General features: G+C 48.6%; 8 protein-coding genes. All 8 read left to right on the forward strand.

Features of this window, described 5'->3' with window-relative positions; all coding sequences use genetic code 11:
* The first annotated feature begins 149 nt into the window (after window positions 1-149).
* The 8 genes from K6Q96_RS14455 (at window position 150) to K6Q96_RS14490 (ending at window position 12611) form a co-directional block, all read left to right on the forward strand.
* Complete coding sequence (locus K6Q96_RS14455) at window positions 150-1232, forward strand: AI-2E family transporter (protein ID WP_251876584.1); 1083 nt, start codon at window positions 150-152, stop codon at window positions 1230-1232.
* A gap of 104 nt (window positions 1233-1336) precedes the next feature.
* Window positions 1337-2356: a 16S rRNA (guanine(1207)-N(2))-methyltransferase RsmC gene (gene rsmC / locus K6Q96_RS14460; RefSeq protein ID WP_251876585.1), complete on the forward strand. Its 1020-nt coding sequence runs from the start codon at window positions 1337-1339 to the stop codon at window positions 2354-2356.
* A 255-nt stretch (window positions 2357-2611) separates the two neighbouring features.
* The gene (locus K6Q96_RS14465) at window positions 2612-5989 is read left to right on the forward strand and encodes a hybrid sensor histidine kinase/response regulator (protein WP_251876586.1); all 3378 of its coding nucleotides are present in this window, start codon (window positions 2612-2614) and stop codon (window positions 5987-5989) included.
* An 821-nt stretch (window positions 5990-6810) separates the two neighbouring features.
* Window positions 6811-8493, forward strand: coding sequence for an ABC transporter substrate-binding protein (locus K6Q96_RS14470; protein WP_251876587.1), 1683 nt, complete (start codon window positions 6811-6813; stop codon window positions 8491-8493).
* 119 nt (window positions 8494-8612) lie between these two features.
* Window positions 8613-9599, forward strand: coding sequence for an ABC transporter permease (locus tag K6Q96_RS14475; RefSeq protein ID WP_002540447.1), 987 nt, complete (start codon window positions 8613-8615; stop codon window positions 9597-9599).
* A gap of 2 nt (window positions 9600-9601) precedes the next feature.
* Window positions 9602-10627, forward strand: coding sequence for an ABC transporter permease (locus K6Q96_RS14480; protein WP_251876588.1), 1026 nt, complete (start codon window positions 9602-9604; stop codon window positions 10625-10627).
* Window positions 10627-11592, forward strand: coding sequence for an ABC transporter ATP-binding protein (locus tag K6Q96_RS14485; RefSeq protein WP_002540449.1), 966 nt, complete (start codon window positions 10627-10629; stop codon window positions 11590-11592). Before K6Q96_RS14480 ends, K6Q96_RS14485 begins: the two co-directional genes overlap by 1 nt.
* 29 nt (window positions 11593-11621) lie before the next feature.
* Window positions 11622-12611 carry an ABC transporter ATP-binding protein gene (locus tag K6Q96_RS14490; RefSeq protein ID WP_251876589.1) on the forward strand — a complete coding sequence of 330 codons (990 nt, stop codon included), beginning with the start codon at window positions 11622-11624 and terminating at the stop codon, window positions 12609-12611.

Here is a 12611-nt window from a genome sequence, read left to right on the forward strand (position 1 = left end):
AAGCTCAATTTGCGTCGTTTTTTGGACTCGCAGTTGCCTTCACAACACGGCATGATTTTTGTCCTTTCTCGTTGAATTATCACAACGTATCATATCTTCCTAACTACACTCATCTCCAACACCGCTGAGAGAAAATAAGGAGCCCGCCCGTGGCATCATTCAAGGCCGAACCGAGACACTGGACACTAATAGGCGCGTTGCTCCTCGCAGCATACGCCTGTTATATGTTGATCGCCCCCTACATTGGCTCCATCGTGTTGGCATTTATTGTCTCCCTACTTTTCTTCCCTCTGCATGAGAAGATTGAAAACAAACTACCATCACACCCAAACGTTGCTGCAGCGCTTTCCTGCACCCTGCTGACAGTGATAATTATCATTCCAATGATTTTCGTCGCAGCAGCCATACTGAGCCAGGGAGTGACATTTTTTACCGGTGCATATGAATGGCTGACCCAAGGCGGCGCAAAAGAGATTCTGGCTGCGCCGATTGTGAAAACTGGCCTGGCTTTGGTAGATAAATGGCTACCAACAGACTCTATTAACCCGCAGGAGTTGGTTGCCAAAGCAGCGTCAACGCTTTCTTCTATGAGCTCTCAAATGCTGGGAATGAGCTCCAAAATACTCGGTGATGTGACGGGCGTTTTCGTTAATTTCCTGCTGATGCTATTCGTGTTGTTCTTCCTGCTTCGCGACCACGACAAGATCATCAATATGCTCCGTCATGTCAGTCCGCTTTCGCGCAGTCAAGAAGACACCTTGCTCGATGAAGCAGAAAAAGTGGCTAAATCTGCGGTACTCGGTTCATTCCTGACTGCGCTGGCGCAGGGCGTTGTAGGCGGTTTTGCCATGTGGCTGGCAGGGTTTGCGGGTTTATTCTGGGGCACCATGATGGCATTTGCCTCTTTTATTCCTGTTGTTGGTACTGCGCTGATCTGGATGCCCGCCGCGGCTTATCTACTTCTTATTGGCCAATGGGAATGGGCGGCATTTCTGGCTGGTTGGGGCGTTATTGTCGTCGGTTCGGTAGATAACATCCTTCGCCCACTACTGATGCAGGGCAACTCGGGAATGAACACCTTGCTGATTTTCTTCTCCCTAATTGGGGGTCTGCATGTGTATGGTCTGATGGGATTGATTTATGGCCCCATCATTTTCTCACTCACACTGGTACTGTTTCGCATGTACGAAACAGAATTCCATAGCTTCCTTGAGAAGCAAGATAATTGCTGATGCTAGGGGCTGTTGAGCTTAGGTACCTAAGGCGCGGGATATTCCCTCAAAGGTGACTTTGTGGGAAAATCCGCGCCTCTTTGTTTGATAGCCCCGAGGTATCCATGTCCTACACTGCTCCTAGCCAAATTGCAGCTCGCCAGCTCGAGTATTTCGAAGGCAAACACGTTCTACTTGCCGGTGAACTGGAAGACACCTTTGCCACGGAGCTTGAAGGCACTGCTGCCAGTGTAAACATCTTTACAACCAATCTTGCATACGCCAACCAAATGCGTCGTTATGAAAACATCAATGTGCAGTTTGGTGAGAGTTATCAGGCAACACCTGGCGTTGACATGGTTTTGCTGTACTGGCCAAAAGCCAAGGCTGAAGCCGAGTTTCTTCTGGCTATGCTGATGGCGCAACTTGGTACAGGTACAGAAATTGCGGTCGTAGGCGAAAACCGTAGCGGTGTGAAAAGCATAGAAAAGATGTTCGCTCCTTACGGCCGCGTCACCAAGTTTGATTCAGCCCGCCGCTGCAGTTTTTATTGCGGTGAATGCGATAACCAACCGGCTTCTTTCTCTTTAGAGGACTGGTACAAGAGCTATCCTATCAATGTCGGTGAGCAGTCACTGACTATCCGCTCTCTTCCGGGTGTTTTTAGCCACGGTGAGCTGGACGCAGGAACACAACTGCTTCTGGACAACCTGCCAACATTGAAAGGCGAGGTTCTCGATTTTGGATGTGGTGCTGGCGTCATTGGATCAGTGATCAAATTGCGTCACCCGAATACACAAATTACTATGGTAGATATCAGTGCACTGGCCGTGGCTTCTGCACGAGAAACTCTGTGTTTTAACAATCTCAGCGGAGAGGTTTATGCCTCTGATGTTTATAGTAATATTGAACGGCAATTCGATCATATCGTGAGTAACCCGCCATTCCATGCAGGGCTTAAAACACATTATGCCGCAACGGAAACTTTGCTTGAGCGAGCGCCTGAATACCTCAATCGTGAGGGCGGCCTGACCATTGTGGCCAATAGTTTCCTTCGTTATTCACCATTTATTGAGAAAGCGTTTGGACATTTCGAGACGCCAGCAAAAAGTAATAAATTCGCAATCTATCACGCATCAAAGTGACCACGAAAACACGCCAAAAACGAGGGAACCAAGTTGGTTTCCTTCTTATTTCCCATCAGGCTCAAATCTCGTCAAAAACGTTAATTTTGCGCACTGACACGGAGTTCATTGATAACTTACTTGCCAATAAAAATTAAGTCAGTATAAGGGCTGAAGGTGGATTTATTTCATATGTGCCCTTTTTAGCCACCGTCAAATTCGACAATTTTAGGTTAAGTAAAGCGCCTTTTGATTTCCAATTTCTCAGGCAGAGACATGCAAAAAAAACAGAAATTCAAACGACTTCAGCATACGCTGATGTTGGCTTTTCTGGTGCTGAGTATCACGCCTCTCACCCTGTTGGCGATTTTCTTCCTTGAATCTCACAGCAGCGATCTTGAACAACAAAGCACCACACACCTTTCTTTTCTACGTGACAACAAAAAAGAGCAAATAATCAGCTACTTTGATGCCCGTCACTCAGAGGTCAAATCCTTTAGCCGCTCAGAACTTGCGACCGCCAGTGGCGGGCGCTTCTACGGTTTAATCGCAGCATTCCAACAGCTAGGCGACACAGAAGAAATGGCCCGCAACGTTGCCCGGGAACGCTATGGTGCCGATTCAAACGCCACGCTACCACCCGGCGCTAACGACAGCAATTTCATTGGCAGCGAGCGATATCGCCTGCTGCATAAGCGCTATGACTGGGCCTATAAAGAACACCTGAAGCGTTCTGATTTTTCAGATATTTTGCTGGTCGATATTCATGGCAACGTGGTTTATTCTACGTTAAAAGATGACGCTTTTGGCTCAAACCTGCTTTCTGAAAAGTGGCGTGAAACCGCTGTCGGTAAAACGTTCTCGGACATCAGAGAGGCGGTCGATTCCCCACTGACAGATAGTGAAAATACACCGATCGCTTTTACCGACTACACCCAACAAGCCGATGGTGAAATGGTGGCGTGGTTTGCCGCACCTATCATGCAGCAGGGCTACCTGCACAGCTATGTGCTGTTCAAATTGCCAAACAATGCGTTGGATAAAATGCTCAACTCAACCCCCCAGGAGAAGGGCTACATTAGTACCCTGTTGGTGGGCAATGACCTTATCCCTCGTAATCTGGTGACGACAGAGATACTGGCACCGATTAACAGTACCGCGATTGAAGCGGCTCTCGCAGGTCTTCGTGATGTCGGCAGTTTCCTGAGTCCGGAGAATCACCGCGTATTGGGTGCCTATGCGCCAGTTGATATTCCGGGTACTTCCTGGGCGATCGTCCTCGAACTGCCGGAAGAGGAAGCATTCGCCCGCATCTACCAATTGGAGAAAATCTTCATTGCGGTCATGGTCATTGCCATTTTGTTGGTAGTGATTGCTTCACACATGCTGTCTAACTCTATCACGGCACCTTTGCTCAAACTGACCTGGGCCGCTGAGCAAGTTTCTGCCGGCGATTTGGAACAAAAAATTAACAGTACAGACCGTGACGATGAGATTGGTAGACTGGCTGTCAGTTTTGCGCGCATGCAACGCTCAATTCGAGACAAGCTGGCCCTTATCCGCGAACAAAATAAAGAGCTCGAACAAAACATTCAGGTCATCAAGCAAAAGAATGAAGAGCTTCAACAAGCCGACCGCATGAAAGATGACTTTCTGGCGACAACCTCTCATGAGCTGCGTACACCGCTCCACGGCATGGTGGGGATTGCCGAGTCCATACTTGCTGGCGCTGAAGGCCCGCTGCCAGAACGCCAAAAACATCAGCTCCAAATGATCATTAACAGTGGCGAGCGTCTCTCAAATCTGGTGGATGATTTGCTTGATTACCACAAGATGCGTTACGGCGAACTTGAAATCTCTCCACAGGCTGTCGACACCGCCAATGCGGTGAGACTGGTTATCGAGCTCTCCAGTCACCTTTTAGGTGGAAAACCCGTGCGCATTATTAACCAGGTGCCTATCGACTTACCGTTGGTTCGTGCCGATGAACAACGTCTGGAGCAGGTTCTGTATAACCTTATTGGTAATGCAATCAAATACACCGACGAAGGCAAAATCATTATTTCTGCCACCGTATTAGAAGGTCAGCTTCGCATTCAGGTGGTAGATACTGGTCAGGGAATCCCATCCGACCAACTCGAGTACATCTTCGAACCTTTGACCCAAGCAAGTGGCAACGCTGCACAATACCGGCAGGGCGCAGGCCTTGGGTTATCTATCAGCCGCCAGCTAATCGACATTATGGGGGGCCAGCTCTACGTATCCAGTCAACCAATGGTAGGCACTACGTTCAGCTTCACTTTGCCGTTGGCCACTGAAGAAGACAAAGCGAAAACGCGCCTTGCCAATAATGCGCACTTCGCCGTACCTCGTGTAGAGCTGGATCAGACAGATTACACCCAGTTACCGGAAAACCCCGATGGACCGTTGATCTTGGTAGTAGACGATGAACCGGTAAATCTGCAGGTACTCAATAACTTCCTGCGCCTTGAAGGTTATCGGGTAAAAGCCGTCGAAAATGGCCGTCAGGCGATTGAGTCCGTCACTATGGAAAAGCCAGCCCTGATGCTGCTGGATGTCATGATGCCGGAGCTCAGTGGCTATGAAGTATGTACTCACCTGCGAGAGCGATACGGTCGGGCTGATCTGCCTATTATTATGCTTTCGGCGTTAGGTCAGGTGCAGGATAAAGTGAAGGGGTTTGATGCCGGTGCCAACGATTACCTGACAAAACCCTTCAACAAAGACGAACTCAGTGCTCGTATACGAGCTTACATCAATGCATCGCTGACTGAGCAGGAGCGCGAGCACAACCGCACTCTGCAGAAAGAAATTCATTTTCGTGAGCAAGTTGAAGCTGGTCTTCGAGAAGTACAGAACAAACTGCTTGGCATGCTGGATAGCGCCTCTGAAGGTATTATCTGTGTGCAGGATAATGGACGGATCAGTTACGCCAATGATGCATGCAGCGAAATATTCCGCCTTAGTGCCGAACAAATTGAGCGCCACCAGCTTGAAGATTTCTTAGCGATGGCATTGCCTGAACCAGAGTCCGCTCGAGGTCATTACAGCGGCCAATTCAGGTTTAAAGTCGATGGGGACATCGTTGATATTGATACGGATTTAATCACCCTACCCGAATCATCTGGTCTGCAGATGATGCTAATCCTCAACACAGGGAAGAGAGCTTCTTCGCATCGGGTACAGCTTTTGGAAAACGCCGTATCTGCACTATCAGACTATGCCTATGATGGCGATATGGAAAAACTTCAGCAGCTCCGTGAGCTTGGCGGAGAGTTCACCAGAATGGCTGACCGTTTCTCAGGTAGTAAGCCCGACAAAGCTGACATACTGAGAGATACGCTGGTCAAAGTGATGAGTGCTACCTTAAACTTTTGGCAAAACTCCACAGGTAAAACCAAGTTTGATCTTGCAGAGGAGAGCGGACTTTGGCGAGTCTATCTTGACCGAAGTACCTTGCAAACACGAACGCTCGACAAATACCTCCATGTCGAAACCGTTCCAAAATCTCCGCGCTGGCGAACAGTCATTAGTACCATCGATTTTGTCCTTGAGCGCTGCATAGAAGAAAACAAAGAAAGAAACGAGCTTGAAGTGCTCAGAGAAAGGCTTCAGACGTTGATTTCAAAATAATCCAGTCATACCAATAAGCCCCGCTCAGGGGCTTTTTTCGACATCAACTCCCTCACGCTCAATGCCGAAAAAAGATAAGCCTGGGTCTACGCTTGCTCCACTAATGACAAAATACATTCCTACCTTAGTCTTTCTCTCACGCGCTAGATGCTGTCCGGAATCGTCTTATCTAAGCCTTCGCCAAGGTGCCTAAAAGCCCCTTCATGAGAGCGAAGCCAGTGCTTGTAAATCACTGTGTAGAGCGACAGCTCAACTTATTTTTCGACGTAAAATCTATAACTCAACATACCTTGCATAGGGTGATTTGTTAGTAAAACACCCCATTAAAAGTGTTCTATTTTTAACCTCAACATATAAGTGCGAGACTATTCTTCCGTTTATGAGAAGAAAATCACAACAAAGTTAGCCTCCAAATTTTCAGCAAAAAATTAACGACTCAGACAAACGGAGATCGAGATCACTCAATATTTCAATCTCGTTAAAGACTATATTTGAAAAGGGATAAATGGTTAGCAATTACTAACAATGAGTGGTTAAAAGTCATGAATCAGGACATTTTTTGACCTCAGTCAAATGTGGTAAAGCCTTGTCAAAATCGTCAATATTGACGGTTTTGACAAGAGGTCGGTTTCTTTTAACGTTTTTAACGGGCAGCCCAATTGACCAAAAAACAGAACAGGAGTTTCCTTACATTGCACTGAGCCTGCACGGCCATGTGGATGACCAAGTTCACTTGAGTGGTTATCCATAGCGGGTTCCGGCCTGACCAAATTGATTACGGTCAGAACCAAGTGGAACAAAGCAACTAGTAAGGAACAGCTATGCTTGCCAATCTAAAGAAAACAAAACTTGCAGTAGCCGTCGTTGCGGCCGCAGCGTCGGTACTGACAGCTCCTGTTGTCAGCGCTGCTGATAGAGTAGAACTAACTATCGTACCTGATTTCTACCCACAACTTACTCGTAACTTCAACCCGTTCTTGCAGAACAACTTAAGAACAACTCTGGACTTCGTCTACGAGCCACTGGTTATCTTCAACCAGCTGGACGGTAACACTCCAGTAATGCGTCTGGCGAAGGATTACACTGTTTCAGATGACCTGAAAAAAGTAACTTTCGAAATCCGTGAAGGCGTTAAATGGTCTGACGGCACACCTTTCACTGCAGAGGACGTGGCATTTACTTACAACCTGATCCGTGAAAACGCAGCGCTTGACCTTGCAGGTAACGCAGCTCTGATCAGCGACGTTGAAGTAAAAGGCAACAGCGTTGAAATTTCGCTGAACGAAGCTAACTCTTCAGCACCTTTCAAACTGGTTCAAACGCATCCTGTTCCTAAGCATATTTGGAGCAAGGTCGACAAGCCAGAAGCTTTCGCGAACGAAACTCCAGTTGGTACTGGCCCGTTCACCGAAGTTGATACCTTCACCAGCAACCTGTACGTACAGTGTGAAAACCCTAACTACTGGGATGCTGACAGCGTAGCTATCGACTGTCTGCGTATGCCTCTGATCAACAACAACGACGGTCTGCTGTCTAAGATTGTTGCTTCTGAGCTGGACTGGACTTCTTCGTTCATCCCAGATATCGACGCAGTTTACGCATCAGTGAACAAGAACCACAAATACTGGCCAGCACCAGTAGGTTCTTCTGTTAACCTGCTAGTTAACTTCGAGCACCCAGAAGCAGCTAAGAACGAAGCACTGACTAACGTTGACTTCCGTCGCGCAATGTCTACTGCTATCGACCGTCAATCAATCATTGACATCGCGTTCTACGGTGCAGGTTCTCCAAACCACTCTGCAGCAGGTATCGCGGCGCTTTACCAAAGCTGGTCTGATCCTGCAACTTATGATGCAGCGAAGAAATTCAACTCATACAACGTTGAGTTTTCTAAAGAGCTGCTGAAGAAAGCAGGCTTCAAAGACATCAATGGTGACGGCTTCGTAGAAACTCCATCAGGTAAGAGCTTTGAACTGGCAATCCAGACTCCTTCTGGCTGGACTGACTGGAACAACACTTCACAACTGGCAGCAGAAAACCTGGCAGATGTGGGTATCAAAGCGAAAGCTGTAACCCCTGACTTCTCTGTTTACAACGAAGCAATGGCTGGTGGTACGTTCGACGTAGCTCTGACTAACTACTTCACAGGTCCAGATCCACACCAGACTTGGGATACTGGCTTCCACTCTCGCTTCATGGCGAAAGAAGGTAACCCACGCTTCGCGATGCACCGCTTCAAGAGCGCGGAAGTAGACGAGCTGCTGGAGAAATTCTACTCAACAGCTGACCGTGCAGAGCAAGTGGAAATGGCTCACAAGATTGAAAAGATCCTGTCTGACAATCAAGTTGTGATTCCAGTTCTGTCTGCGGCTTCTACTTACCAGTTCAACGAATCACGCTTCACTGGCTGGTGGAGTGCGGACAATGCCAAAGGCCGTCCAATGATTTGGCAAGGTATCAATGAGCGTCTGCTGCACATTCTTGACCTTAAGCCAAAAGCTTAATCTCTAAATCTGGCGGCGCATCCGCGCCGCCTCTTTCCAAAGATAAACAATCGGTACTTTTGACCTTTGAGCTTTAATTCTTTGGTCACGGCTTCGTCGTGCCACTTAAGGTGTGAGTTATGGGATTTTTTCTTAATAGATTAATGTTTTATTTTGGCGCATTGCTTATCGCAATCACGCTGAATTTTATTTTACCACGTGCAATGCCCGGCGACCCGGTGACCATGATGTTTGCCAACGCGAGTGTACAGGTAACCCCTGAACGTATCGCGGCAATGAAAGCACTTTTGGGTTTCGTTGATGGCCCTATCCACGTTCAGTTCCTGACTTACGTGAAAAGTATTTTCACTTGGGAGCTTGGCGTATCAACCCAATTCTATCCAATGACTGTTAACGAGCTGATTGCTAAGTCTCTCGGTTGGACTCTGTTCCTTGCAGGTACTTCCGTAGTGATGGCGTTTTGTATCGGTTCAGTGGTTGGTATCTTCGCGGCATGGCGCCGTGGCAGTCGCTTCGACTCATTCGTATCTCCAGGTTTTATGGCCTTACAGGCAATTCCACCTGTTGTTATCGGCATGCTTATCCTTTTCATATTCGGTATTACACTCAAGTGGTTCCCGACATCTTACGGCATGCCAGAGGGCGCAATCCTCGACTTTACCAGCTGGGAGACTTACAGCGGCATTCTCTACCACGCTTTCCTTCCTCTGTTCTGTGCGACCATCGCACAAATCGGTGGCTTCCTGATCAACATGCGTAACAACATGATCAACTTGTTGGCGGAAGACTACATCACCATGGCTAAAGGTAAGGGCCTTTCAGAGAACCGCGTTGTCTTCAACTACGCCGCTCGTAACGCTCTGTTGCCAACTGTGACTGCGCTTTCTATGGCCCTGGGTATGGCGGTGGCTGGTCAGCTGGTTGTAGAAATGATTTTCCAATACCCAGGTTTGGGTACTGCGATGCTCAATGCCGTTAACGGCCGTGACTACCAAGTACTGCAAGGCCTGCTGATCATCCTGACCATCGTTATGCTGTGCTTCAACTTCATCGCTGATGTTCTCATCGTTTTGCTTGACCCACGTCTGCGTAAGGGAGGCAAATAATCATGAAAGATTTTCTTAATATTATTCGCGGTAATACAAAAGCTCTGGTAGGCGTCATTTTGATTCTGATGTTTATCATCGCGGCTGTGTTTGCACCATTTCTTTCTCAGTACGACCCGCACAAGCGCACGGGTGCACCACATGAATACCCTGGTTTTGTTGTCAAAATGGCACAGGCTAATCCAGATGGATGGGTAGCTGAGAACCTGGCAGATAACCAACGTCGTCTGCGCATGTCAAAAGACGCTGAGCACGTTCTGGGTACTACCCGTCTTGGCCGCGACATCTGGTCTCAGGTAGTTCATGGTGCTCGAACTTCACTGTTCGTTGGCTTCACTGCCGGTATCTTCGTGTGTGTGGTTGCCACCATCATGGGTATCTCAGCAGGTTACTTTGGCGGACGTGTAGACAACGTACTGTCGGGTGCGATGAACGTCATGTTGGTTATGCCTCAGCTTCCAATCGTGATGGTCGTAGCAGCATTCGTCGGACAGGCAGGTCCGCTCACCATCGCCTTGGTAATAGCCTTAACCTCCTGGGCATGGGGCGCCAGGGTAATCCGCTCCCAGACACTGGCAATTCGTGAGAAAGAATTCGTTAAAGCCGCAGAAGTACTTGGCGAATCCCGCACTCGCATTCTGTTTGTTGAAATCCTGCCAAACCTTATCCCTCTGGTAGGTGCAAGCTTCATCGGCTCTGTGATGTACGCCATCCTGACTGAGTCTGTGCTCTCGTTCATCGGTATGGGCGATCCGAGCGCAGTGAGCTGGGGTTCAATGCTGTACAACGTACGTACCTCTTCAGCAATGCAACTGGGTATCTGGTGGGAAGTACTGGCTCCGTGTTTGGCGCTGAGCTTGCTGTCTCTTGCACTGGCACTGGTTAACTTCGCAGTCGATGAAATCGCTAACCCGCAGTTGCGTGCACAAAAAGGCCTTAAGCGCTGGAAGAAGATGCAAGAAGCAGAAACTCAGTCACGTGCAGAAACTGAGCTGACTCCACAAGTAGCAATGAGCGGAGAGAAATAATGAGCGACGCACAACTACAAATCCGCAACCTATGTGTTGACTACATTACTGACGCGGGCGATGTCCGCGCAGTAAACAACGTAAGCTTTGATATTGGTAAAGGCGAAGTCTTCGGTCTGGCCGGTGAGTCTGGCTGTGGTAAATCCACCGTTGCATTCTCGCTGATGCGTCTTCATAAGCCGCCTGCATTCATCAGCGGCGGTGAAGTACTCTTCAACGGTGAAGACATCATGAAATACAGCGATGAGCGCATGAGTCGCTTCCGCTGGAAAGAAATCTCCATGGTGTTCCAGTCAGCGATGAACGCCCTGAACCCAGTGCTTACCATGGAAGAGCAGTTCTGTGACGTTATCATGCGCCACACCAACATGACCCGCGAACAGGCAAAGCGTCGCGCAGAAGGTCTGTTGGAAATCGTTGATATCCACCCAAGCCGTTTGACCGACTACCCGCACCAGTTCTCTGGTGGTATGCGTCAGCGTCTGGTTATCGCGATTGCACTGGCTCTGAACCCGAAAATGATCATCATGGACGAGCCGACAACGGCATTGGACGTGGTGGTTCAGCGCGAGATCCTGCAAAAGATCCACGCACTGAAAGAAGAGTTTGGTTTCTCGATTCTGTTCATCACCCACGACCTGTCACTGATGGTCGAGTTCACTGACCGTATCGGCATCATGTATGCCGGCCAGTTGATTGAGGTGGCACCATCGAAAGAAATCCTCAAAAACCCTTATCACCCTTACACCGAAGGTCTGGCTAGCTCATTCCCTCCACTGACGGGTCCAAAAACACACCTTTCCGGTATTCCAGGCAACCCATTGAACCTGCTTGAAATCCCACAAGGTTGTCGTTTCCAGGCTCGTTGCGGAAAGACCAAAGATACCTGTTTCAAAGTGGCTAACACGCTGACTCAGGTAGAGCCAAACCGTTTCACCAACTGCCACCTGTTTACAGGCAAGTAATTGGCTTTAGCGACTTGTAGGAGTGAGCAATGACTAAAGAATTAGGCCAACCGATTGTTGAAGGCAAAAATCTAGTAAAAGATTTCCCTATCAGCAGTAATGCGCTGAACAAGCCAATGATGCGCGCACTGAATGACGTGTCATTCAAACTGTATAAGAGCCGCGGTCTGTCGGTAGTAGGTGAATCTGGTTCAGGTAAATCTACCTCAGCAAAAATGATCGCCAAGATGTATGCACCAACCTCTGGCTCTATTGAGTACAAAGGCCGCGACATCGCGACTATCACCAAGAAAAACGATCTGATGACCTATCGCGAAGGTGTTCAGATGGTATGGCAAGACCCGTTCGGTTCTCTGAACCCAACACACACCATTTTCCACCACATCGCGCGTCCGCTGCACATTCACAAGAAAGCGAGCAGCAATCCGAAAGAACTGGAAGAACAAGTGTATGACCTGCTGAATCAGGTTGGTCTGACACCACCAAAAGAAACCGCACGGAAGTACCCTCACCAGCTTTCTGGTGGTCAGCGCCAACGCGTTAACTTGGCGCGTAACATCGCTGTGGGTGCTGAAGTTGTGCTGGCTGACGAGCCAACCTCCATGCTCGACGTGTCTATCCGTGCAGGTGTATTGAACCTGATGGAAGAGATGAAGTTCGAAAAGGAAATGGCGCTGCTGTACATCACGCACGACATCGCAACTGCACGTTATATCGCAGAGGATCTGGCGGTAATGTACGTTGGCCACATGGTGGAATGGGGTGACTGTGAAGAAATCATTCACCGTCCACAACACCCATACACACGCCTGCTGGTTTCCGCAGTACCAGATCCTTCGAAATCTATCCACACCGAGCTGGAAGGTAATAAAGGCGAGATTCCTCTATGGACGCCGGATTCTGTTGGCTGTCCATTTGCTGGCCGCTGTCTGCACGCGACAGAAAAATGTCGTGAGGCGTTACCTCCAGTGACCAAACTGGCGGATAACCACTTCGTTCGCTGCTATCTGTTCGAGTGA

The organism is Grimontia kaedaensis, assembly GCF_023746615.1.
In the GTDB taxonomy this organism is placed as follows: Bacteria; Pseudomonadota; Gammaproteobacteria; order Enterobacterales; family Vibrionaceae; genus Enterovibrio; species Enterovibrio kaedaensis.

Excerpts from the sequence above, each read along its gene's own strand:
- K6Q96_RS14480 (WP_251876588.1), top strand. The coding sequence starts at position 9,602 with ATGAAAGATTTTCTTAATATTATTCGCGGTAATACAAAAGCTCTGGTA.
- K6Q96_RS14465 (WP_251876586.1), top strand. The coding sequence starts at position 2,612 with ATGCAAAAAAAACAGAAATTCAAACGACTTCAGCATACGCTGATGTTG.
- K6Q96_RS14490 (WP_251876589.1), top strand. The coding sequence starts at position 11,622 with ATGACTAAAGAATTAGGCCAACCGATTGTTGAAGGCAAAAATCTAGTA.
- K6Q96_RS14475 (WP_002540447.1), top strand. The coding sequence starts at position 8,613 with ATGGGATTTTTTCTTAATAGATTAATGTTTTATTTTGGCGCATTGCTT.
- K6Q96_RS14485 (WP_002540449.1), top strand. The coding sequence starts at position 10,627 with ATGAGCGACGCACAACTACAAATCCGCAACCTATGTGTTGACTACATT.
- rsmC (WP_251876585.1), top strand. The coding sequence starts at position 1,337 with ATGTCCTACACTGCTCCTAGCCAAATTGCAGCTCGCCAGCTCGAGTAT.
- K6Q96_RS14470 (WP_251876587.1), top strand. The coding sequence starts at position 6,811 with ATGCTTGCCAATCTAAAGAAAACAAAACTTGCAGTAGCCGTCGTTGCG.